The sequence below is a fragment of the Aquimarina sp. BL5 genome (assembly GCF_003443675.1).
Classification (GTDB): Bacteria; Bacteroidota; Bacteroidia; order Flavobacteriales; family Flavobacteriaceae; genus Aquimarina.
This window is the reverse complement of sequence record NZ_CP031963.1, coordinates 5,650,616-5,673,916: the sequence shown is the minus strand read 5'-3', so window position 1 is coordinate 5,673,916 and position 23,301 is coordinate 5,650,616. Positions and strand designations below refer to the sequence as shown.

The window sequence follows — 23,301 nt, the reverse complement described above, 5'->3', positions numbered from 1 at the left end:
AACCTTAGTGAGTTGTTCAAAAAAAGTATATACAATTGAACAAGTTAAAAATTTAGATTCAACTCATTTTATAGAAAATAATTTAGTTATTGATATAATAAAAGATTTTGATACCAAGAGTAAGATATACGATGATGATGCTAATTTATATGTTTTATATGTTGATGAAATTAATGCCTCAGAATATAAAATAAGCATCTCTAAGACTGATTTTGATCTTTTTAGAGTGGAAAAATCTAAACATTACTTTAGAAAAGTAAAAGGTTATACAAAGTATAAAGAAACATTAGTTGTTTTATACGGAGATATACACCCCTCGCTTTTTAAAGAGAATCAAAACGAAACAAAACAAATAATGAATTATAGTAAATTAGAAAAAGATAAAAATAAGTTCATTATTTATGAGCCTAATTTTGTTGACTATCGAATTAAAGACAACCTTATTGTTAAATTAGAATAGTTAACTATAACAAAACGATTGTTAATTAAGCCACTCAATATGAGTGGTTTTTTTATGTATATGCTTTTTTAATTTTATAATCTCTCAATATAGTTCAATAAAAAACCACATTTTATTTTGAGTATCGGAGTCAAGTTGCTGTATCCCAGCTCTTCGAAGACTGATGCTCTGCGATAGTTTTTAACTTCGCAGCGGTATGAGTAAGAAAATAAATAGTAAAGACCAGTTACATTAATTTGTAGCTGGTTTTATAAAATTACAATTATGATTAGAATACTATTGATTACATTTTTATATACATCCGTGGTATTTGGACAAAAAGATATTGTATTAGATGCTAATACCATTCAATGGAAAAAGGGAGTGTTTTTAAAGCCAGAAGATTTTAAATTGGTTAAGGAAATAGATTCCTTTAAAGTTGAAAACGCTTTAACTACCTATAGGATAGAGATTTTACCCAAAGAAGTAATTGTAGATGAAAAAGATAATATTGTTAATTATCTAAAAATGAACCTTGCTACCTACTTTTATAAAGATAAGTCTTGGCTAGGAGATAAGAAAGATGCAAAGAGTCTAGCTCACGAACAATTACACTTTGATATTGCAGAATTGTTTGCAAGAAAAATGCGTAAAGCTTTTGAGGAGCTTAAAGAAAAAAAGATTCAAAATTTTGATAGATATCAAGAAGTTTACAGCATCTATTGGAAACAATGTAAAGCATATCAAAAAAGTTATGAAAGAGAAACCTTTAATGGTGCTATGCCTGTACCAAGTAGTGATTGGTTATTAAAAGTGGATGAAGAACTTTATAAATTAGAGCAGTATACTTACATTAAAGTAAAAAGTCGATGGAGAGAGAAACTTAAGAAGTCATAAACCCGATCGCTCGGATATGATAGTGCGGAAATGTTCCTTAAATCCTCACTATCGAGATTACACGTATGATAAACTAAGTCAAACTCAGTTTTGGCTTTCATAAAAAAATAGACTGCGAAGTTACGAACTTCGCAGAATCCAGAATAACCTCAATAATGAAGTTTCAATCTAAGAATAGATTTTTCACCTAAATACTAAATCTATTAGTCGCAAGTTATTTTACATACATATGGACTTACAGATGTTATACCAGCACCAGGACATCCATTTTCTCGTAAAGTGTTCGTATAGTCACCACCTTTAATACCATTGGCAATTTTCGAAAGATTTGAAATTATGTTCTTTTCTAATTTCAAATTTTTAAGACATGCTTTTTTCATAAGATAATTTTAAGAGTTGAAATGATTACCTTAAATTTATGTATTAGAAGGTTTTAACGAAAGGTTTTTAACTTAACTATAACAAAGGATCGCTCGGATATGATAGCGCGGAAATGTTTTCCGTACCACGCAAGAGTAAGCGATAAGAGTAAGAAATAGTATAAAAATAGTTAAGTCAGGTCTTTTAAAAATGATATGGCTGTTTTTTTATAATAATGTTTCATATGTTAATAATGATTTACCGCACAGATTGCAAATCTGCGCTATCGGGTTTTATAATTTTTTGAACGACGATGACAGCGATGATGATAACGACAATTAATACTTATGAAAAATATTATTATTAAAATAACACTATCAGTTTTGCTACTCTCTTTCTTTTCTTGTGCTAAAAAAGTTTATTTTAATGAACAAGAACTTGAAAAGTTTAATGTTTATGAAAGGGGAGATGCACTTGTGTTTAAAAATATAAATACGAAACAAATAGATACAAGTATAATAATTAGTAAGGATATTACTTACGACTGGCAATTGTTTGCTAATAGTAAATACAAGACACCTATTGCAATATTAAAATATAGTAACAAAACATTACCTGGTGTTAGTGTAGAAAATCAAGATGATATGATTGCTATGTCTAAATCTAAACCAACATCTGAAAGGATTTATTCGGTTAGTTATTTAAAATCACATTTTTTATTTAAAGAAGACATTACATTGCAGAGTGAGGATTTGTGTTTGATAGATAAGTCTTTTGATAATGTTTACAAGCTACCATATGACAAAAAAAATACTCGTGGTAGAAATAAATTTAACAATAATCCAGAGTTTTTATATTGGGATGTTGATTACGGTATAATCAAGTATATCACTTTTAATGGAGACATTTGGGAGCGAATAAATTGGTAAACTATTTACTTGTTTTGCCCTAAATCTTTCATAATTATTGTTGCGCGGATTGGAAATCCTAGCAATCCGGCTAAGCGATAAGAGTAAGAAATGGTTCAAAAACAGTTAAGTCAGGTATTTTAAAATGATATGGCTGTTTTTTATATAATAATGTTTCATATGTTAATAATGATTTATCGCACAGATTGCAAATCTGCGCTATCTGGATCAGCTAAGAACATCGGACTTCGAGAGCACTTCGACACTTATCCACCTGCAGCGGAAGCTCAGTGTCACACCTAAGTCCTCGCTTGGTATTACGGTATAGCTATTATATGTTTCCGAAAGGTGAGGCTCTCGAACCTTGAGTTTACGGGGTTTCGACTACGCTCAACCCTCTTCTTATTTCAACCTTCAAATCCTAATTCACTTCGAACCCTGAGCGGGGCCGAAGGGTAAGTATATGAAATTGAAATTCTTAATCACTTGATTTTTTTGTATCTTATTTCAATGAAAATTTGGATATTCTTTTTAATGATTCTCCCGATAGTATCTTTCTCTCAAGATCTTAATCAACACCAATGGAAAGATCGTGTGATTTTGGTATTAGCAGATTCATATAAAAACTCCCAACTAACAAAACAACTCAGTGAATTCAGCACTAAGGTTAATGACTTACAAGAGAGAAAACTAGTCGTATATAGGATAGTACCTAGCTCCTATCAAAAAGGAATTAAAAAAAGTGATATTATTAAAAATAATACGCTTTATACAAAGTACAATTCATCCAACGAAGACTTCAAAATTATTCTTATAGGATTGGATGGAGGTGCCAAATTAGAGTCTAACAAGGTCATATCATCTTCTCAAATTTTTGACCAAATCGATCAAATGCCAATGCGTAGACAAGAATTGAGAACCAAAAATTAAGAAGCCCTAGTATACTATTTTTTGTGGATTCCAGATCAAGTCTGGAATGACATCATACAATACGAAATCTTATCATTTCTAATAGATTCCGGATCAAGTCCGGAATGACATAACTTATTTATATTAAACCATTGTCATTCCAACCCTTCGACTTTCGCTCAGGATAGACTTTGGCTGGAATCCAACAATCTTGAATATTAATTTATAAATAACAAAAGTAATTTTATTTAGCGCTTCAGATACTCCAACACATTCTCATTTATCCTACTATCAATATCAGAAACATCTGCTTTCCCAAAAGAGGTACCAGTAATATTTTCGAATAATTCGATATATCGATCGGATACAGAACTGATATACTCCTCATTCATATCAGGGATTTGCTGCCCTTCTTTACCTTGGAAACCATTACTGATTAGCCACTGTCTTACAAATTCTTTGGATAATTGCTTTTGTGCTTCGCCTTTTTGTTGTCTTTCTTCATAGCCATCTGCATAGAAATAACGAGAAGAATCTGGTGTATGGATTTCATCAATCAGCACAATTTTTCCATCTTTCGTTTTTCCGAATTCGTATTTAGTATCCACCAAAATCAATCCTCGCTCTGCAGCAATCTCTGTTCCTCTATGGAATAGTTTTCTGGTATAATCTTCTAACACTACATAATCAGCTTCAGAAACAATTCCCTTTGCTAAAATTTCTTCTCTAGAGATATCCTCATCGTGTTCTCCATTATCTGCTTTGGTAGAAGGAGTGATAATAGGTTCAGGAAATTTATCGTTTTCCTTCATTCCTTCTGGCATTGGCACACCACATAATATTCTTTTACCAGCTTTATACTCTCTAGCAGCATGACCTGATTGATATCCTCTGATCACCATTTCTACTTTAAAGGGATCACAAAGATGACCAACCGCTACATTAGGATCTGGAGTAGCTATTAACCAATTAGGAACTAAATCTTCGGTGGCTTTCATCATTTGTGTAGCAATCTGATTTAGGATTTGCCCTTTAAACGGAATTCCTTTTGGCATAACCACATCAAAGGCCGATAAACGATCTGTAGCAATCATGACTAATAATTCGTCATTGATATTATATACTTCTCTAACTTTTCCTTTATAAACAGATTTCTGTCCTGGAAAATTGTAATTGGTGTCAACTATGGTACTCATTTTTTTTAAAGTTGCAAAGTATCTAAGAATCTAAGTCGCAAAGAGAAAAGTATATCCTATTTAAACTTAATTCTATTATTCTTAATTCTTAATTAAAATTAATCGTTTCTATTTTCTATTTCTTTATAGGCCGCAATCACCTTTTTCACTAGTTTATGACGGATCACATCCTTATCATCTAGGTGTATGACTCCGATTCCAGAAACTCCTTTTAATACTAATAGCGCTTCTTTTAGACCAGAGGTTACCCTACGTGGTAAATCAATCTGTCCCGGATCACCAGTAATCATAAATTTGGCATTTTTACCCATACGTGTCAGGAACATCTTCATTTGCGCATGCGTTGTATTCTGTGCTTCATCAAGAATTACAAAGGCATTATCTAATGTACGACCACGCATAAAAGCCATAGGCGCAATTTGTATCACTCCTTTTTCTATAAAACTTTCTAGTTTTTCTGCAGGAATCATATCTCGTAATGCATCGTATAATGGTTGCATATACGGATCCAATTTTTCTTTTAAATCTCCTGGTAAAAATCCAAGATTCTCTCCTGCTTCTACAGCGGGACGTGTAAGGATTATTCTTCTTACTTGTTTTTCTTTTAGTGCTTTTACTGCTAATGCTACTCCAGTATATGTTTTACCAGTTCCCGCTGGTCCAATAGCAAAAACCATATCATTTTTGTAGGTCAACTCTACCAGTTTACGCTGATTTGCCGTCTGCGCTTTAATGGCTTTACCTCCTACTCCGTGAACCAAGGTTTCTCCACTAACTGCAGATGTTTCATAATCCGCTTTGCTATCACTGGTAAGTACACGCTCGATCACATTCTCATCCAATTTATTATACTTTCCAAAATGCTCTAAAAGCATATTTAAGCGCATATCAAATTCTTCGAGCATATCTTCATCACCATATACCTTTAGTTTACTTCCTCTGGCTACAATTTTAAGTTTTGGGAAATATTTTTTCAGTAATTGAATATTACTATTCTGAAGTCCGAAAAACTCCCGTGGATTGATTTCTGTCAGTTCAATAATAAGTTCGTTCAAAAGCTATAGAAATTTTAGTATGAATTGTTTTTTGGATTGACTAAGTTTGTTCTCCCAATAGCTATCGGGATTGTTTGAAGTTTTTGCCGGGGAATCAAAAATGAAAAACGTACTAACGTTGAAACTTTTTTTAAGATCATAAAAGATATTAAGTGGTCGAAAATGATAAACTCGTATGTTTTTATTACAAATTCCTGGATTCAAAAAAACTTTGAATAACTTCATAGCAAATTTACATATTTTTAAGCGCTTATAATTAAAAGATATTAACAATTCTTATAGATGCCAATAATAACTTTAACTACTGATTTCGGAATCAAAGATCACTTTGTGTCTGCGGTTAAAGGTGCTATCTATACCGAACTACCACAGGCTACAGTTGTAGACATTTCTCATGAAATTTCGCCATTCCACATTATAGAGGCAGCCTACATTATCCAAAATGCTTATAAGAGTTTTCCGAAAGGAAGTATCCATATCATTGGGATTGACAGTGAACTGAATCCAGAAAACAAACACATTGCCGTAAAGCTTGATGATCACTACTTTATCTGTGCTAATAATGGATTGATTTCTTTAATTGCTTCAGAATTTAGACCAGAAAAAATTGTAGAAATTAATATACATGATGCGATTGGCACAAATTTTCCCGTACTAGATGTTTTTGTAACAGTAGCCTGCCACATTGCTCGTGGAGGAACACTAGAAGTTATTGGGAAATCAATTACAGATATCAAATTAATAAAAGGAATTACTCCAATTGTCAATGTTGGAGATAAACAAATTGTAGGAAGTATTATCTATATTGATAACTACGGAAATCTAATTACCAATATTACCCGTAAACTTTTTGAAGATGTAGGAAAAGGACGTGAATTTAAAATTACCGCCAGAAGTGCAGTTTTCAGTACTATTTATGAGCGATATAGTGATGCTATAAATTTTAATATTGAAAAAAGTAAGCGTGAAGAAGATGGAAAGAAACTAGCAGTCTTCAATTCATCTGGATATTTAGAACTAGCCATTTATAAAAGTAATCCAAAAACTGTTGGTGGGGCTTCTAGTTTATTCGGATTGCATTATCGTGATACGGTGAGTATTACTTTTGAGTGAATTAGTTTTTGAGTATGGGAGTTTTTGAGTTGGTAAGATTTCTATAGCTTTGGATAGTTAGATCTTTAGAAAATACTCCAATGCTAATAAACTAAAAAACTTTACAGAACTTTGTAGCTTTGAAAATTTAAAACAAAAAATTGACAGAACTTTCCAAACATAATATTTTCATTAAACTTTTTCTTCCTGTGATATTGGGAATTCTGGGAGTTGTAATCTCAATTGTACTTCTTAAACATCTATCAATTTGGTTAGTTACTGCAATAAGTATCATTACACTTGTTGTATATCTAATCACGATAAAGACTGTTAAAGATTCGGAAAAACTAATATATGACAGACAATTTCTTTACATAAATTCTAAAAGAGGAAACAGTAAAATATCATTAGAACACATTAGAAAGTTTACTGTCCAAAAATCGAACATCAGATTATTAGGCTTCAACATTGTTACATGCACTATAGAGTTTTTAATAGAGGATAAAAGAATAAAATCAACAATATTTTGGGCTTTTGAAAGTAGTTTTGAAATTAATGATTTTGAAAACATCATAAATAATAATAAAAGTTATTAAGGAACTTTATAGCTTTGTCATCACCTAAAAAACTAAAATGATCATACGGATTGTAAAATTGGGGTTCATTCCTGAACAAATAGATGCTTTTTTGGAGAATTTCGATCAGAATAAAGATAAAATTCGAAATTTTGAAGGATGCTTGCACCTAAAATTGATACGAGATATCCATCAAACCAACCAGTTTTTTACCTATAGTCATTGGGAATCTGAAGAGCATCTCAATAACTACAGAAACTCTTCGTTATTTAAAGGTGTTTGGGCAAACACAAAAAATAAGTTTAACCAAAAACCAGAAGCCTGGAGTGTAGAACAAGTTTGGGGTTCAGAATAAAGAGGTATGCATTTTATTTTTCTAAACTCTACAACTCATAACTCATAATTTTGTAAAGAATGCTAGCAATAATAAGAAAAGAAATAAATACATTTTTTGCCTCGGCTGTAGGGTATTTGGTGATAGGACTATTCCTAGTACTTAACGGACTCTTTTTATGGGTATTCAAAGGACAGTTTAATGTTCTTGACAGTGGCTTTGCTGATCTTTCTCCATTCTTTTTAATCGCTCCATGGATCTTGTTATTTTTGATTCCAGCAATAACTATGCGTAGCATTGCCGAGGAGAGAAAACAAGGCACTCTAGAACTTTTATTAACCAAACCCATAAGACATTGGCAATTAGTCTCGGGAAAATATATAGGAAGTCTTTTCCTTATCGTGATTGCATTAATTCCCAGTTTATTATATATAATCACTGTTCATCAATTAGGAAATCCGATAGGAAATCTGGATGTAGGCAGTACGACTGGATCTTACATCGCTCTCTTCCTTCTTAGTGCTTCTTATACGGCCATTGGAACGTTTTCATCATCAATAACAAACAATCAGATAGTAGCTTTTCTGATCGGTATATTTCTTTGTTTTTTATTCTATTTTGGATTTAGTGGATTAGCCAATTATCAACTATTAGGCGCTACGGATTACACTATAGAACAAATAGGAATTCAGTTGCATTATGAACGTATTAGTCAGGGAGTTTTAGATACTAGAGATATCATTTATTTCGCAAGCATTATTACATTGTTTGTGTTTTTAACGACCATTGTACTAAAGAAATATTCCAGAAAAAACATCCTGAAACTTGCTTCTTTCGGTGCTATTGCAGTTATATTGATTAATCTTGGAGGAAGCAGCCTGTACAGTCGTTTTGATCTTACTGCTGATCATCGTTTTACACTTTCTGAAGCTACAGAAAACTTACTAGCTGAAGCAGAAGTTCCTATTTCTATCGATGTTTTGTTAGAAGGTGACTTCCCTTCAGAATTTAGACGATTACAAGCAGAAACGAAACAGATATTAGAAGAATTCAATGCTATAAATCCAAAAATACAGTATGTCTTTACCAATCCAATTGAAGAAGAAGAATTTAGAAAAGAAACGTTAGAGGAACTACAAAGACTCGGACTTACTCCCATGGAAGTGAGTGTTCAGGAAAATGGAAAAACGGCAATAGAAACCGTTGTTCCATGGGCGATTATGAATTATCAGAACAGAAGTGTTAAAGTAGCTTTGGTAAAAAACACTATTGGCGCAACTACCGAAGAAAGAGTTAATAATTCTATCCAACAATTAGAATATGTTTTTGCTGATGCTTTAAAAAAATTGATTCACCCTAAAAAACATAAAATAGCAGTCATTAAAGGAAATGGACAATTACCTGATGTGAAAATAGCGGATTTTATAAAAACACTACAAGAATATTATTTCGTTGGAGCTTTTACATTGGACTCTGTTTCTTCGAACCCAGAAAAAACATTGCAAGATTTACAAAAATTCGATCTTGTTATTAATGCTAAACCCACACAGCCATTTTCTGAAAATGAAAAATATGTATTAGATCAATTTATCATGGAAGGCGGTAAATCTCTTTGGTTAGTAGAGTCGGTCGCTATGGAAATTGATAGTTTATTTACTCAGAAATCACAAGGAACAGCAGTAGCATTTATGCAAGATCTTAGATTAGGAGATGCTTTATTTTCTTACGGAGTGCGAATAAATCCTGTTTTAGTTAATGACCTCTACTCTGCTCCATTAATGCTTGCTTCTGGTCAAGGAAATGATACTCAATTCACACCGCACCCTTGGTTTTATTCTTCATTAACGAAAAGCTCTAGTAAACATCCTATTGTTAAGAATATAGAATCTGTAAAATTCGAATTTTCGAATCAGATTGATACTTTAAAAAACGGAGTTCAAAAAACCATTTTATTAACCAGTTCTGAAAGATCTAAATTAGAAGGAATTCCCGCAGAAATAAGGTTAGATAATATTATAGGGCAAAAACCAGATATTGCGAGTTATATAGATGGTAATCATAATCTGGCCGTTTTATTAGAAGGTAGTTTTAAATCTGCCTACAAAGATCGCGTAAAACCTTTTAAGCTTACTAATGCTAAAAATGAAAGCGCAGCAACTAAAATGGTAGTAATTGCAGATGGGGATGTAATGAAAAATGGAATTAGAAAAGGAAGACCTATTACATTGGGATATGATCCTTATCTAAACCTACAATACGGAAACAAGGAATTTTTATTAAATACGGTAAATTATTTACTAGATGATTCTGGTTTAACAGAAGTAAGAGGGAAAGAAATAAACATTGCTTTTCTTGACATCGAAAAAGTAGTAGAAAACCGAACCTTCTGGCAAGTGATCAATATTATTATTCCGTTATTGATTCTTGGGTTGTTTGGTTTTGCTTTCTCATTTATTAGAAAGAAGAAATATCAAAAATAAATTTATAATATTTAATCAATAAGAAAACTCTTTTGATAGAGTTTTCTTATCGTTAAAAGTGATTGGTTATACACAACATATTCCGTTTTCTACAATACCAAAACATGCTTCGCCACTAACAGAAGGAATCACACAGGCATTACCAGGACCTCCTATGTAAAAAACACAACATCCCCCTATAGCACAAGAGGCAACAGGGCGGCTACCGCCATTTATCTTTTGTTGGTAAGACTTTGATAATGTTTTAATTCCGGAAATTGAATTCATCATTTTTTTCATAATAAAGGTTTTAAGAATTTAAATTGAATAAATTGATTTATGTTAACCAAAGAACCATTAACACAAATATTCCCTTTAAAATTACAACTATAATATCGTTAAAATGTTACAATTCTGTTATTTAACTAATCCTATCTTCAAAAAAATAAATCAAAATTCCCTGAACAAAGTTGTATCAATTTATTGTGTCATAAATGATGATCTGTTAAAATAAATGAATCCTAAAGAACATAACAACCGTAGATTTAAAATAGTCAAATACTGACTATTGTTATAGTTCCTGTACTTTATTTTCAAGGAAATCAAGTCTTCATATTATTCTATATGAAAAGCCAGATGAAACATATCATTTAGAATAGGAAATTGGGATTAATTAATAAAAAATTAAGACGAGTTTTCATTCTATGAACATTTGTGGTATTTAAAAATACAACAGAAGCTACTTTTGACCAGTCATGAATTACTTTTATAAAGAAATTATATCCTTTATAATGATGCAAAAAAACACACTTATAATATTCCTTACAAGCCTTATCACTTCCTTAGTTACGCAGGCACAAGATTTAACAATTCCACCAAAAAATTATGTAGATTCGGTTGACATCACAACACGAGTAAAAAGAACTACAGATCTGTTTCCACTTTCTGATCAAAATAACAAAGAAAGATGGAAACTTCTTAAAGCGTATTCTGATGAATTTGATGGAAGTTCTATAAATTCTGATAAATGGTATGACTATAACCCAAAATGGAAAGGAAGACAACCTACATTTTTCCATAAATCCAATGTTGCCTTGGAAAATGGTGAATTGGTGATGAGAGTTAATAAACATGGCAAGGATAAATTACCAGATGATTATACCCATACTTCAGGATTTGTTCAAAGTAAAAACAAGTTTTTATATGGATATTTCGAAGCAGAACTGAAGTTGATGAATGCACCTTGGGTATCGGGATTTTGGATGGCTAATGCTACTAAAGATTGGTGGACTGAAATTGACATTTGTGAAAATGCACCAGGCCTTGATTATAATCGCAACGATCTTAACTCCAATATCCACGTGTTTAGAGCTCCAAAAGATAAAGGAGATGTGAAAAAACATTTTTCTAGAACCAAGAAATTTTATTTCCCAGAAGAACTTCAAAAAGACTATCATGTTTGGGGATTAGAATGGACCAAAGAATATATTCGTTTTTATATAGACGGAATCTTATTTCGCGAAGCAAAAAACACACACTGGCATCAACCTCTTGAAATAAATATTAACAACGAATCCAATAAATGGTTTGGTGCTTTACCTGATAATGATCGTTTGGATGGAGAATATCATATAAAATATTTTAGAACTTGGAAATCTAATAAAACCAGATAAGCATGAATTTCACTACTAAATTTTGGTTATTGTTATCGATGCTTCCGCTTTCAATAATTTCTCAAACTTCTTCTCTATTGCCAGAGGGATACCCAAAAACAGATAGAACTAAAACCAATATTAATATCGGATGGAAATTTCATTTGGGAGATGTCTCTGGTAGCCCAGAATCCTTTGATTTTGATGATTCCGCTTGGAAAAACGTTTCAGTTCCTCATACGCTACAACTTGTTTCTTATGAAATGGATAGTATTACAGAAAATTGGGAGCAAAAAAAGTACTTAAGAGATGTTGGTTGGTATCGCAAAAAGATAAAAATACCTACTATAGCCACCGATAAAGTTTTTCTAGAATTTGAAGGTGTACATAATGCCACCGAATTATGGGTGAATGGAAAAAAAGTAGGTGAGCATAGAATCAATGGGTATATTCCTTTTCATTTTGATATTAGTAAATATATTAAAGTAGGAAAAGAAAATCTGATTGTGGTTAAGGCGGATAATCGTTTTGATGAAACTATCTCCCCAGATCCTCATAGAACAGATTTTATAAAGTACGGTGGAATCTATCGGGATGTCTACTTGGTAACAACAAATAGGTTACATATAACGTATAATTGGGAAAAGTTTGATGCAGGAGTCCATATAACCACTCCCACAGTAAATAAAAATAACGGTACTGTCTCTATAAAAACAACTGTGGCCAATGAACATACTAAAACAACTTCCTGCAAAATTGTAACTAGTATTATTGATGCAAAGGGATATGTAATCAAAAAAATAACTCAAACGGCATCGATACCTTCTAATACAGAACATACGTTTAGACAAACTACTTCTATTGTGGATGAAGATTTTAATGCCTGGTCACCAGATTCTCCTTATTTGTATCGCGCAAATACAATAGTGTATGATGAAAACGATATTCCTGTAGATTTTGTTGAAAATACTTTTGGTTTTAGGACCTTTAAACTAGTTGAAGGAAAAGGATTTGTGCTCAATGGAGAACCGATTTTTCTTGTTGGAGTAAACCGACATCAAAATTACCCAAATATTGGTGATGCCGTTCCTAATTCATTTCATTATAATGAAGCCTTGCAGTACAAAAAAGCAGGGATGAATATTATTAGGCTTTCCCACTATACTCAGGATGATGCCTTTATTAAGGCATGTGATGCTTTAGGAATGCTCGTGTATGAAGAACCATCTACATGGATAGAATGGGGTGATGAAGCTTGGTTTTCTAAGTTGGATACAGCTACCAGAGTCATGATTAGAAACCATAGAAACCACCCGTCAATTGTTTTTTGGGGTGCAGGCATCAATCATAGAGGCCCTGTACCTAGAATGCAACACGTAACTAAAGAAGAAGACCCGTTTCGATTAACCGCCTCTTCCTCTAGTCCTTGGAACGGCATTGTAAATGCCGGAATTACGGATGTATATGCAACTATGGACTACCGAAGAACAGAATTTACAGAAAGTGATTTTGAAATGGTTATGGAACATGGTAGTTCTCCCGATGCAGAAGTCAATCAATTTCATATCTCCAGATATAAAGGTCGTAAAGAAAATATAGCCGCAATATCTTGGCTAGGCGCAGATTACAATCATTTGATGAGACGTGACGACCGCAGAGACAGAGATTATATGACTACGTATGCAGTTTTAAGCGCATATCGAGTACCCAAACCTGTATATTATTGGTATCAATCCGAGTTAACAACTCTACCTGTAGTCCATATCGCCAATGAAACTGCTTCTAAAGAGGGGAAAGTAAGAGTGTATAGTAATTGCCAGGAAGTATGGTTGTATCATAACGGAAAACTTATAGCCAAACAAAGACCGGATACGGATAATACTAAAGCAAATCTCGATCACCCATCCTTTACCTTTATGTTTAATTGGAAAGAAGGAACTCTTAAAGCAGAAGGCTATACAAATGGAAGCAAGGTACTAGAGCATGTGCGCAAAAAGGAAGAAAAACCTTATCAGATAAAAATAAATTTTAATATTGAAAATCAGCCATTTTATGCAGGTGGCTCCGATATGAGATTGGTGCACGCATCAATCGTAGATAAAAATGGTGAGATAGTAACTTCGGCAACCAATAAAATTCAATTTGACATTTCCGGAGAAGGTGAAATTGTGGATAACGGAAAAATAAATGCAAATCCAGCTAGGGTGTTTGACGGGGTAGCCTCCGTCTATATTAGAGGAAAAGACAATCCTGGTACGATTACCATAAAAGCTAGCGCAATAGGTTTAAAGTCAGGAAAAGTTACAATTAATACAAATCAATTTATTTCTGATGAAATACAAAAGAACGCACTTCCTATTTTTGATTACCCTATTTTAAAATTAGATATCGGTGGCGAAGGACAATTAGTGGAACATGATTGGATAAGATGGTCAGGAACTTCAAATAAAGAATTAATATATAAGAATGCTTCTTATGGGGGTGAAATGACAATCCAGATCAGTACCAAAGATTCTATAAAATGGCATCGTAATAGCTCTATCATCGGGGACTTGGGGTTTGTATCTGCAGATGGCATATATACAACCGATAAGGAAATTAAACTAATGATAACGAATCTAGAAAAGGGAAAATATTACTTAGAAACATACCATCAAGAAACCAGAAAAAATAATAAACCCGTCAATGACATAAAGGTTACTATTGAAGATCAAGAGGGTACATTTTCTAAGAAAGCAGACGATCATGTTGTAAAACATTATGACCCTACCTCTACAGGAGAAAGAAAACCATTCCATATCAAGTCTGTTTTTAATTCTTCTGGATCAACTCCGGTTACTATTACCTTTAAGAATCTTGAAGATAACGGTGATATGTGGCTTAATGGAATTGTACTTAGAAAAAAGAAGTAAGCATAATAAATAATTATATGGAGAATCAGATGTCCAAGTCATAAAGTTATTTTTGTTCCCTTATTCGTAGCATATAAATCTCTATCATAAGAAAGGTGCAAATTACTTCAATGTCATTATTGATAATCAAACTATCGTGTTTTAAAACTAAAAAAGAAAAGCACGAAAACCACATTTTAAACTTTTTCCCGGTTTTTTTAGATTCCGGCCTACGCCGGAATGACAAGTTTTTATGTTTTTTGTCATTTTCTAAATGCAATTGCTCAGGTAGTTCTTCCTAAATATTCCAAATCCTTAAGAAATTGCTTATATTATTAAGCTAAATGAAAAACAATGAATGCAACTACTTATTTAGAAGGAATAAAGAAGCAGTTTCTTTATTATAAATCTTTAGGAGAAAAAACAATAGATCAGATCGTTGACTATGATCGTTTATTCTGGCAGTATAATAAAGATTGTAATAGTATCTCTACAATTGTAAAACATCTTTGGGGTAATATGAAATCTCGCTGGACAGATTTTCTTACATCGGACGGAGAAAAAGAATGGCGAGCACGTGATGCAGAATTCGAAAATGATATCAAAACAAAAGAGGAATTATTGGCTAAATGGAACGAAGGTTGGCAATGTCTGTTTGAAGCTCTGGATAGTGTAAATGAAACGAATTTTGATCAACCTATTTATATCCGAAATATTGAGCATAGCATCACCGAAGCGATCAATCGACAATTAGCACATTACTCGTATCACGTAGGACAAATCGTATTTCTTGGAAAAATGATCTGCGATGAAGATTGGCAATCATTATCCATTGCTAAAGGAGCCTCTAAATCCTTTAATGAAAAACGTTTTGCGCAACCTAAACACAAAGCGCATTATACTGATAAACTTATAAAGGGTAAATAAGCACTTCTATTTCCCAATATGCACAAATAAAAATGACCTGCCGTAAAAAAGGGAATGACATAAACATCCAATTTATAACGCAATAAATATGAAAACTAAATAGTCTCTAATTCTTTATTTTTTTTCGTCCAAGCTTTGGTGAAATCCGTATTAAACAAAACTTCACTATTCTTTTTTATTTTTTTTAACCATTTCTGTTGTTTAGGACTCAAAAAATGTTTTGTTGGTTGGCCATTACCCAAAGCACTATTAATTTTTGTTTTCTGAAGTTCTGTAAGCGGCAAGTATATAAACTTAGTCTGTTGTAAATAATAATGAACATCTTTTGGCGAAGGTATAAAAGATTGTTTATTATCAATCAAGCCCATGTCATTAGATTTTGCATAAGCATCTAATGCTGCTTTGGTCATTTCTTTAGGGTTATATGTAACTTCTACCACTTCACTATGGTTAATAAAACCTGATTCGGTATTTAGCACTGCTGGTAATTTTCCCAATTCTTTTTCTCCAGTCCAGAAACAAGACATTTTATAATAGGCCTTATTGGGATTCGTTCCTAACAATTCCTGCTCCAATAAATTAATATATTCAGGTACAATCTGTCCTTTTGCTATCAAAGCTTGCTGTATACTTTTGCATAAGCGTAGTGCTGAATAATCATTCCCAATGCGATTTACCACATCATCACCGTGGCTATTAACAATACGAATTACAGGGTTATTCCAACTAGGCTCATTATACTTACGAAGTATTTGTGCATCTTTACCACCTTTATTATTAAATATGGCTAATGGCACAAATGAATTTTCTATAGCCTCTACTATAAGAGGATGGCTTAAAACATTATGGCCATAATTACGACAAGTACTACAACCTGGAACTTCCTGAAATAAGATGAGTACATCTTTATTTTCTTTTTTGGCAAGCGTCATAACATCATCATAGTTGCGCAACCATCGTACTTTTCCTAATTCCTCACTTTGGTTATCAGGATCAGTAGTTTTTTGAGCCAAGAGTAGATTACTCATCAACAATATGAATAGTGTAAGTTGAAAATTTGATGACATAATATTTGAATAAGGATTTTTCTCCAAATAGGTCGTGATCTTTTACAAAAACTAACACCAGTTTAGGCTTAGAAGTTAATCAATAAACCAAGAATACTATAACCGGTATGGTTTTTTTACATTAGATATATACACTTAATTAGAAGACTTAGTATTTATAAATGATCTATTTAGTAACATATAATAATTACATGTTAATCCTTATCCCTATATCTAATCAACTATAGTCAATAACTCCTAGCCGTTTGTTAATAACTAACGTTTTTAGCATAACGAAATCCTTGTAGATTACAATTATATTTGCGTAAGCTATTAAACGATAGCTACTGTAAAAACAGTACTAATCTAAAAAAATTAAACGGGTGAAATTCATAGTTTCCAGTTCGTATTTATTAAAACAACTTCAGGTATTGGGTGGAGTTATCAATAACAGTAATACTTTACCGATTTTAGATAACTTTTTATTCGAATTAGATAATAACTCCTTAACTGTTTCAGCTTCTGACTTAGAGACTACTATGTCGGCTAAATTAGAGGTAGAATCTTCTGATGAAGGAATTATTGCTGTACCTGCAAAGTTATTATTAGAAACATTAAAAACGTTTCCTGAACAACCTCTTACGTTTGTAGCGGGAGACAATAATACTATAGAAATAAGCTCTAATCACGGTAAATATGCGCTTGCATATGCAGATGGAGAAGAATTTCCTAAAGCGGTAGAATTAGAAGATCCAAGTTCGACTACACTTTTGGGAGATATTTTAGCAACAGCAATTAGTAAGACGATTTTTGCCACAGGGAATGATGATCTTAGACCTGTGATGAGTGGTGTGTTTTTTCAGTTCTCTACTGAGAGTTTAACTTTTGTGGCTACCGATGCTCATAAATTAGTAAAGTATTCTCGTGAGGATGTACAAGCTTCTCAAGCTGCTGAATTTATTATGCCGAAGAAACCACTAAACCTTCTTAAAGGTATCCTAGCAGGTAGTGACACAGATGTATTGATTGAATATAATGAATCTAATGCGAAATTCACTTTTGATGAAACGCAGTTGATCTGTAGATTAATTGATGGTAAATACCCTAATTACGAAGCCGTAATCCCTAAAGAGAATCCAAATAAATTAACTATTGCACGTAATCAGTTTCTGAACTCGGTTCGTAGAGTTTCTATTTTCTCTAATAAAACTACGCATCAAATCCGTTTAAAAATCGCAGGTGCCGAATTGAACATCTCTGCAGAAGATATCGATTATTCTAATAAAGCAGAAGAACGTCTGACTTGTGATTACCAAGGCGATGATATGCAGATAGGTTTTAATTCTCGTTTCTTAAGTGAGATGTTAAACAATCTTAATGCAGATGATGTACAATTAGAGATGTCTCTACCAAATCGAGCTGGAATTCTTACGCCAACAGATGGATTGGATGAAGGAGAAACCGTTACAATGTTGGTTATGCCTGTAATGTTAAACAATTAAGCATATATATTTAATTTACAAGAATATTAGAATCCAATTACAGAAATGTAATTGGGTTTTTTGATTATAAGAAATTCTTTTTAATACTTTTATACAACAAAAAACAAGTCCTATCTAAACGACACAAAGGTTTGTATAAAACTGTTGCTAAGTAATTATATCCATATGAACTTCGAAGAAATTTTTAAAGGTTTACTGCTAAGCAAAGAAGATAAAAAAATAATTAGCAGCAAGCTGAAAGAAACAAAGGTTACAAAAGGAGAAATCTTACTATATCCTAATGACACTGCTAATTTTCAATACTACGTTCAGCAGGGATGTTTACGTTCATTTTTCACAGACAAATCTTCAAAAGAACATACGATACAATTTGCAATCACAGATTGGTGGATTGGTGATTACACAGCGTTTTTCAAAAAGGAAAAAGCAATTCTCCAGATTGAATGTATCCAAGATGCATCTCTTTTAAGGCTTTCTAGAGAAGATATGATCGAGATTTTTGATGAAATCCCCAATATAGAACGTTACTTTAGAATCAAAACCGAATCTTACATTGGTTCTTTTCAGAAAAGAATTATAGGTGATCTATCTAAAACAGCTAAAGAGCAGTATATTGATTTTGTAAATACTTACCCGAATATAGAGCAACTGGTTAAAAATTACCATATCGCTTCATATCTAGGAATCACATCAGAAAGCCTGAGTAGAGTACGAAAAGAAATTGCCAGAAATTAATTCCTTTCTTATCATAGATCATTTTTTTACGTTTAAAGTTGGCTTAATTTTGATCCTGTAAATAATATAATACAAAGAATTAATTAAAGGATTATTAATGAAAAAAATCATAGGAATAGCTGCGGCTATTATACTATTAACTTCGTGCGGAAAAAACACAGAAGCTAAAAAAACAGAAACCAAAGAAATAATTAAAAAAACAGAAATCGTGAAGAAAGTATTATTCGTATTAACTAGTCATAGTGATTTAGGGAATACAGGAGAAAAAACAGGATTTTGGATAGAAGAATTTGCTTCGCCTTATTATTTTTTAAAGGATAAAGGTGTAGAGATAACGATTGCTTCTCCAAAAGGCGGACGACCACCAATTGACCCAAAAAGTGAATTGCCAGATTTCCAGACACCGGCTACTAAAAGATTTAACGAAGATCAAGAAACACAAACTATTCTTGCTAATACTGCCAAACTAGCTAATGTGAATCCTGATGATTACGATGCTGTTTTCTACCCAGGTGGTCACGGTCCTTTATGGGATTTAGCCGAAGACAAGAACTCTATTGCCTTAATTGAAGCCTTCTATAATCAAAATAAACCAGTAGGCGCAGTATGTCACGCACCGGCAATTTTTAAGAATACTAAGGGAACTAACGGAGAGCCTTTAGTAAAAGGGAAAAAAGTAACTGGATTTTCTAATACGGAAGAGGAAGCTGTTCAATTAACGAAGGTAGTACCTTTTCTTGTAGAAGACATGTTAATAGCTAATGGAGGTACATATTCTAAAGAAGCGGACTGGAGTCCATACGCTATAGAAGACGGATTATTAATTACTGGACAAAATCCTGCTTCGTCAGAACTTGTTGCGGAGAAGTTGTTACAACAACTGAAATAATACATTTACGATTAAATTAAAAGTATATAACACAAACTCGTATACATATTTTAAATTAAATCCAAAAGCGCAAAATTAACTAGCTTGCGCTCTTGGATTTGATTTTTCTTTGCTTATTTTTTTACAAACTTCTTACTCACGGTTCGTTTTCCGTCATTAACAGAGATAAAATACATACCCGATGGTAATCCATTAAGTTTAATTGGTTCTTTTATGACTTTTCCTACTTTTATAACTTGACCTATTTGATTTATTATTTTATAATCCGCTTTTTCTGTATTCTCTAATTGTATTATCACTTCTCCTATAACCGGATTAGGATAAAACCTAAAATTAAATACAGTAGGCTTCATTTCTTTTACAGTCGTTTCAGAAAAATTCCGTGATGCAGAACCTACACAGAAATTGTTACTATCTTGTGTTCCAAAAGATCCTCCAGAAACTAATATCGTTCCACTAGAAGAATCTGTTAAAGCATAAGAACCGTTGCCATAATTACAACAAATTCCGTCGCCATAAACATCTTTTACAATCAATGTATAACATCCTGTATCCAAAGTTCTTAATATATTGAGAGTCGAACCGTCCGCTTGAGCACCATAAGTACCACCAGAATATACTACTTGATTATTATTGTTTCTTATTTCCCAACTTGTTTCTTCTGGATAGTTATCAAAAGTAATTCTTAGGTTAACGTCAGTAGTAGTTGATCCACCACCGGTATTTCCCGAAGTAGAAAAATTGACAGCATCAACAGCCATATCCCCTTGCCAAGTGGTCCCTGTAATTCCATTAAAACGTAACTGCACTTTTTCACCCGCGTAAGAAGCTAAATCTATAGTGGCGGTCTTCCAAGAATTTCCTTGATTTCCGGATGTACTCCAGATTGATGTCCAAGTAGTTCCATCAAGGCTTGCCTCTAAGGTTAAACTTCCCATAGCTGAAGTACCATACATATGATATTTAAATGAAAAAGTAGCCAGACTTGCATTCGTAATATCGTAACAAGGTGAATACACTATTGCTCTCTTGTTAGAATAATTAGGAGTGGAAGATTCCATATAGATATAATATGAACCTGCATTTGCGGAACTTGGACCGGTATTAGAAGATGGTGTACTCCCAGAACGAATTGCCCAATTAAAATCATCTCCAGAGGTGGCTTGCTTCCAGGCCCCCAAGGTGTTTTCAAAACTTTCGGTATAAGGGAAAGAAGTTATTGTCGAATTACAAAGTGTATTTCCGCCCCCAGATGTATTTTCTGCTGTAACATTAATGGAACTACTAAATGCCGATACATTACCAGCAGCATCTTTCGCTCGTACAGAAAAACTATATGTTGTAGCTGCGGATAATCCGGTTACCGGATAATTTGTTGTAGTCGTTGAATTTAAAAATGATCCATTACGATATACATCATAGCCTGTAACTCCAATATTATCCGTAGAGGTATTCCAGGATAATTGAGTAGATGTTGTAGTTGTGTTAGATGCTACTAAAGCTGAAGGAATGCTTGGCGCTTGTGTATCACTTCCAGCTGTTCCAAAACGATCCTCTGCTTGTGGTCCTCCCCAAATCTGAGTGGCAAATGCAGGGTTATCAATAAAAGGATTTCTATTTCCTTGTAAATTCTCGATGATTGGATTTCGTTGTAACTCTAATTGAGAAACAGGATCATCAGCATTCCATTCCAGAAACAACTGAATCATATTAGTATCACCAGATACTGATGCTCCTATTCCTACATTAGAAGGTAGGCATCGATTACCATATCGTATGTACATAAACATCATCATTCGAGCTACATCACCTTTAAATTCATCTCCTGGATACCAATGTCCTTGCGAAGTCGTTCCAGAATTCCCAGAACCATCTGCAAATTTACGACTTCCTCTACTAGAGTTTCTTTGGACATCCGATGGCCTTAAATTATGTGCATCTGCACCCGCTCCTGTAGTTCCTAAATTAGGATTCGCTAAAGATTTTGGATATGTATGTTCTCTATTCCAATCGGTAGAACCTCCTCCATTATTATTGATTCCTCTTGTTCTATCAGTTGTAGAATTGCCATCTGTATCACTAAATCCGTAAATAAGAACAACTCTAGAAGAGTTGGTAGGATCAAGATCTGTTTGTTTTAAGGCATCCCAAACTCCTGGAGTATAGGATAATATATTTGTTTGGGTGTTTGTCACTTTAGTAGCTAATTCGCTTTTTAGAGATTGACCAGATAAAGAAAGATTAACATCATTATAATATGATGGTATCTGACCAAAACTAATAAGAGTGCAACCCATTACTAGTAATAGCAATAATTTTTTCATTGTGTGTTGTGAGTTAGTTTAGTAAATTTTAACGCTTTCGAAGCTAAAACTATTTTGTTAAATTTACTAGAAGTCTTCGTTATCAAATCGTTACCCAATATGTTGATAATGTAACAATTAGCTTGTTTTAAAAACATAAAACACTGATTTAAAAGCTTTTAAATAAATTCAATCTTGTTGATAAGTTGTTTCTTACAACACTATATAGGAATTGTACTTCAATACTGTTATATAGCTCTAAAAGAAACTTCAAAAACATATCATATTTTAGCAAAACATACTATAAACCCTTATTTCTTTAGCGTGTTTAACGTACTGAAATTAGGGAATTTTAACTTACATTTAAGCTATTAACTTAAACATCTTACACAATGAAAAAAATCTTAGAATTAAAAGGAGTTCAAGAGCTTAGTAAAGGACAGCAAAGATCTATTAAAGGAGCAAACACTTATATTTCTTGTTGCAATCCAAACCCTATAAATGGTAGCGGTAATAGATGTCGTATTAGTTTTCCAGGAGGAAGTTTCTGTGAACCAGGAAGATGTACTGGTTGGGGTGGATGTATTCTCTACTAAAATTCAACAATTAGAAAAAATCTAATATAAAAACTGTCTTTTCGGACAGTTTTTTCATCTTTTAAATGTTCTGATAGTAAACCTAAGTTGTTGAAATTTATAAATATCAAGTAAGTGAATTTGTATTTCAATTTGCTTTACGAGTATCTTGTAGAGATACATTAACTTTAAATATTTACACAATGAAAAAAATCTTAAACCTTAAAGGAATTCAGAAATTATCAAAACAACAACAACAGCAAATCACAGGTGCTTGGGGACGTCCTTTTGTATACTGCGGACCACCAAGAAAATGTTGCCAGATGTTTAATGGAATGGAATTTTGTGATTTTGGATATTGCCAGCCTAATGGAAGCTGTATCTGGGCGTAATAAATTCTAAAACCATTTTAAATACAAAAAGACTACCTAAAAATCTTGGTAGTCTTTTTTATATTACTGTTTACTGTATTTATACCAAGCTAGTTTAACTACGGTTTTAGACTAGGGTAAACAAACTATTATTAGAGATTTATTTTTTCATAAAGTTTTGTAATA

Annotated in this window: 22 protein-coding genes; 16 read left to right on the top strand and 6 right to left on the bottom strand. The window is 32.8% G+C overall.

All coding sequences use genetic code 11. The features are described 5' to 3' along the window. The first annotated feature begins 7 nt into the window (after positions 1-7). Both D1818_RS23805 and D1818_RS23800 read left to right on the top strand, forming a co-directional pair. Positions 8-460, top strand: a complete 453-nt coding sequence (locus D1818_RS23805) for a hypothetical protein (protein ID WP_120752532.1) — start codon at positions 8-10, stop codon at positions 458-460. Positions 461-724: 264 nt separating this feature from the next. Further along, the gene (locus tag D1818_RS23800; RefSeq protein ID WP_118462590.1) at positions 725-1,336 is read left to right on the top strand and encodes a hypothetical protein; all 612 of its coding nucleotides are present in this window, start codon (positions 725-727) and stop codon (positions 1,334-1,336) included. Positions 1,337-1,539: 203 nt separating this feature from the next. Here D1818_RS23800 and D1818_RS25560 read toward each other — a convergent pair whose 3' ends face one another. Next, complete coding sequence (locus D1818_RS25560) at positions 1,540-1,716, bottom strand: hypothetical protein (RefSeq protein ID WP_158596995.1); 177 nt, start codon at positions 1,714-1,716, stop codon at positions 1,540-1,542. Between the two features lie 327 nt (positions 1,717-2,043). On the opposite strand from D1818_RS25560, the gene D1818_RS23795 reads away from it, so the two are divergent. Both D1818_RS23795 and D1818_RS23790 read left to right on the top strand, forming a co-directional pair. Further along, positions 2,044-2,625, top strand: a complete 582-nt coding sequence (locus D1818_RS23795) for a hypothetical protein (protein ID WP_118462587.1) — start codon at positions 2,044-2,046, stop codon at positions 2,623-2,625. Between the two features lie 489 nt (positions 2,626-3,114). After that, on the top strand, positions 3,115-3,534 hold the full coding sequence (locus D1818_RS23790) for a DUF4174 domain-containing protein (protein WP_118462584.1): 420 nt from the start codon (positions 3,115-3,117) through the stop codon (positions 3,532-3,534). 227 nt (positions 3,535-3,761) lie between these two features. Here the strand turns inward: D1818_RS23790 and D1818_RS23785 are convergent, their stop codons facing one another. Both D1818_RS23785 and D1818_RS23780 read right to left on the bottom strand, forming a co-directional pair. Next, positions 3,762-4,709, bottom strand: a complete 948-nt coding sequence (locus tag D1818_RS23785) for a phosphoribosylaminoimidazolesuccinocarboxamide synthase (RefSeq protein WP_118462581.1) — start codon at positions 4,707-4,709, stop codon at positions 3,762-3,764. A 98-nt stretch (positions 4,710-4,807) separates the two neighbouring features. Next, a complete protein-coding gene (locus D1818_RS23780; protein ID WP_118462576.1) occupies positions 4,808-5,764 on the bottom strand; it encodes a PhoH family protein in 957 nt (318 codons plus the stop codon). A 282-nt stretch (positions 5,765-6,046) separates the two neighbouring features. On the opposite strand from D1818_RS23780, the gene D1818_RS23770 reads away from it, so the two are divergent. The 4 genes from D1818_RS23770 (at position 6,047) to gldG (ending at position 10,245) form a co-directional block, all read left to right on the top strand. Beyond that, a complete protein-coding gene (locus D1818_RS23770; RefSeq protein ID WP_118462570.1) occupies positions 6,047-6,877 on the top strand; it encodes an S-adenosyl-l-methionine hydroxide adenosyltransferase family protein in 831 nt (276 codons plus the stop codon). A 140-nt stretch (positions 6,878-7,017) separates the two neighbouring features. After that, positions 7,018-7,452: a hypothetical protein gene (locus D1818_RS23765; RefSeq protein ID WP_118462567.1), complete on the top strand. Its 435-nt coding sequence runs from the start codon at positions 7,018-7,020 to the stop codon at positions 7,450-7,452. 37 nt (positions 7,453-7,489) lie between these two features. Further along, the gene (locus D1818_RS23760) at positions 7,490-7,786 is read left to right on the top strand and encodes a putative quinol monooxygenase (RefSeq protein ID WP_118462565.1); all 297 of its coding nucleotides are present in this window, start codon (positions 7,490-7,492) and stop codon (positions 7,784-7,786) included. 59 nt (positions 7,787-7,845) lie between these two features. Further along, positions 7,846-10,245 (top strand): gliding motility-associated ABC transporter substrate-binding protein GldG, encoded by a 2,400-nt coding sequence (gene gldG / locus D1818_RS23755; RefSeq protein ID WP_118462563.1) that lies wholly within the window; start codon positions 7,846-7,848, stop codon positions 10,243-10,245. A gap of 66 nt (positions 10,246-10,311) precedes the next feature. Here gldG and D1818_RS23750 read toward each other — a convergent pair whose 3' ends face one another. Further along, on the bottom strand, positions 10,312-10,524 hold the full coding sequence (locus D1818_RS23750; protein ID WP_118462561.1) for a hypothetical protein: 213 nt from the start codon (positions 10,522-10,524) through the stop codon (positions 10,312-10,314). 491 nt (positions 10,525-11,015) lie between these two features. Between D1818_RS23750 and D1818_RS23745 the strand changes: the two genes are divergently transcribed. The 3 genes from D1818_RS23745 to D1818_RS23735 all read left to right on the top strand — a co-directional run bounded on the left by D1818_RS23745 (position 11,016) and on the right by D1818_RS23735 (position 15,694). Beyond that, positions 11,016-11,897, top strand: coding sequence for a family 16 glycosylhydrolase (locus D1818_RS23745; protein ID WP_162897304.1), 882 nt, complete (start codon positions 11,016-11,018; stop codon positions 11,895-11,897). Positions 11,898-11,899: 2 nt separating this feature from the next. After that, positions 11,900-14,788, top strand: a complete 2,889-nt coding sequence (locus D1818_RS23740) for a sugar-binding domain-containing protein (RefSeq protein ID WP_118462559.1) — start codon at positions 11,900-11,902, stop codon at positions 14,786-14,788. 333 nt (positions 14,789-15,121) lie between these two features. Beyond that, positions 15,122-15,694, top strand: coding sequence for a DUF1572 family protein (locus D1818_RS23735; RefSeq protein ID WP_118462557.1), 573 nt, complete (start codon positions 15,122-15,124; stop codon positions 15,692-15,694). Positions 15,695-15,789: 95 nt separating this feature from the next. On the opposite strand, the gene D1818_RS23730 is transcribed toward D1818_RS23735, so the two are convergent. After that, a complete protein-coding gene (locus tag D1818_RS23730; protein ID WP_118462555.1) occupies positions 15,790-16,761 on the bottom strand; it encodes a VPGUxxT family thioredoxin-like (seleno)protein, type 2 in 972 nt (323 codons plus the stop codon). 362 nt (positions 16,762-17,123) lie between these two features. Here D1818_RS23730 and dnaN point away from each other — a divergent pair, with 362 nt between their 5' ends. From dnaN to D1818_RS23715, 3 genes are all read left to right on the top strand, one after another. Then, positions 17,124-18,242, top strand: coding sequence for a DNA polymerase III subunit beta (gene dnaN, locus D1818_RS23725; protein ID WP_118462553.1), 1,119 nt, complete (start codon positions 17,124-17,126; stop codon positions 18,240-18,242). Positions 18,243-18,407: 165 nt separating this feature from the next. After that, positions 18,408-18,977, top strand: coding sequence for a Crp/Fnr family transcriptional regulator (locus D1818_RS23720; RefSeq protein ID WP_118462551.1), 570 nt, complete (start codon positions 18,408-18,410; stop codon positions 18,975-18,977). A 97-nt stretch (positions 18,978-19,074) separates the two neighbouring features. Beyond that, entirely contained in the window at positions 19,075-19,866 is a 792-nt protein-coding gene (locus D1818_RS23715) for a type 1 glutamine amidotransferase domain-containing protein (RefSeq protein ID WP_118462549.1), read from the top strand. A gap of 113 nt (positions 19,867-19,979) precedes the next feature. Here D1818_RS23715 and D1818_RS23710 read toward each other — a convergent pair whose 3' ends face one another. Continuing rightward, on the bottom strand, positions 19,980-22,190 hold the full coding sequence (locus D1818_RS23710; RefSeq protein ID WP_118462547.1) for an endonuclease: 2,211 nt from the start codon (positions 22,188-22,190) through the stop codon (positions 19,980-19,982). Between the two features lie 371 nt (positions 22,191-22,561). Between D1818_RS23710 and D1818_RS23705 the strand changes: the two genes are divergently transcribed. Then, positions 22,562-22,765, top strand: coding sequence for a hypothetical protein (locus D1818_RS23705; RefSeq protein WP_118462545.1), 204 nt, complete (start codon positions 22,562-22,564; stop codon positions 22,763-22,765). A 182-nt stretch (positions 22,766-22,947) separates the two neighbouring features. Beyond that, positions 22,948-23,136 carry a hypothetical protein gene (locus D1818_RS23700; protein ID WP_118462543.1) on the top strand — a complete coding sequence of 63 codons (189 nt, stop codon included), beginning with the start codon at positions 22,948-22,950 and terminating at the stop codon, positions 23,134-23,136. Positions 23,137-23,301: the final 165 nt, after the last annotated feature.

Coding starts and splice junctions, on each gene's coding strand:
- D1818_RS23800 (WP_118462590.1), top strand. CDS start 725: ATGATTAGAATACTATTGATTACATTTTTATATACATCCGTGGTATTT.
- D1818_RS25560 (WP_158596995.1), bottom strand. CDS start 1,716: ATGAAAAAAGCATGTCTTAAAAATTTGAAATTAGAAAAGAACATAATT.
- D1818_RS23795 (WP_118462587.1), top strand. CDS start 2,044: ATGAAAAATATTATTATTAAAATAACACTATCAGTTTTGCTACTCTCT.
- D1818_RS23790 (WP_118462584.1), top strand. CDS start 3,115: ATGAAAATTTGGATATTCTTTTTAATGATTCTCCCGATAGTATCTTTC.
- D1818_RS23785 (WP_118462581.1), bottom strand. CDS start 4,709: ATGAGTACCATAGTTGACACCAATTACAATTTTCCAGGACAGAAATCT.
- D1818_RS23770 (WP_118462570.1), top strand. CDS start 6,047: ATGCCAATAATAACTTTAACTACTGATTTCGGAATCAAAGATCACTTT.
- D1818_RS23760 (WP_118462565.1), top strand. CDS start 7,490: ATGATCATACGGATTGTAAAATTGGGGTTCATTCCTGAACAAATAGAT.
- gldG (WP_118462563.1), top strand. CDS start 7,846: ATGCTAGCAATAATAAGAAAAGAAATAAATACATTTTTTGCCTCGGCT.
- D1818_RS23750 (WP_118462561.1), bottom strand. CDS start 10,524: ATGAAAAAAATGATGAATTCAATTTCCGGAATTAAAACATTATCAAAG.
- D1818_RS23745 (WP_162897304.1), top strand. CDS start 11,016: ATGATGCAAAAAAACACACTTATAATATTCCTTACAAGCCTTATCACT.
- D1818_RS23740 (WP_118462559.1), top strand. CDS start 11,900: ATGAATTTCACTACTAAATTTTGGTTATTGTTATCGATGCTTCCGCTT.
- D1818_RS23735 (WP_118462557.1), top strand. CDS start 15,122: ATGAATGCAACTACTTATTTAGAAGGAATAAAGAAGCAGTTTCTTTAT.
- D1818_RS23730 (WP_118462555.1), bottom strand. CDS start 16,761: ATGTCATCAAATTTTCAACTTACACTATTCATATTGTTGATGAGTAAT.
- D1818_RS23720 (WP_118462551.1), top strand. CDS start 18,408: ATGAACTTCGAAGAAATTTTTAAAGGTTTACTGCTAAGCAAAGAAGAT.
- D1818_RS23715 (WP_118462549.1), top strand. CDS start 19,075: ATGAAAAAAATCATAGGAATAGCTGCGGCTATTATACTATTAACTTCG.
- D1818_RS23710 (WP_118462547.1), bottom strand. CDS start 22,190: ATGAAAAAATTATTGCTATTACTAGTAATGGGTTGCACTCTTATTAGT.
- D1818_RS23705 (WP_118462545.1), top strand. CDS start 22,562: ATGAAAAAAATCTTAGAATTAAAAGGAGTTCAAGAGCTTAGTAAAGGA.
- D1818_RS23700 (WP_118462543.1), top strand. CDS start 22,948: ATGAAAAAAATCTTAAACCTTAAAGGAATTCAGAAATTATCAAAACAA.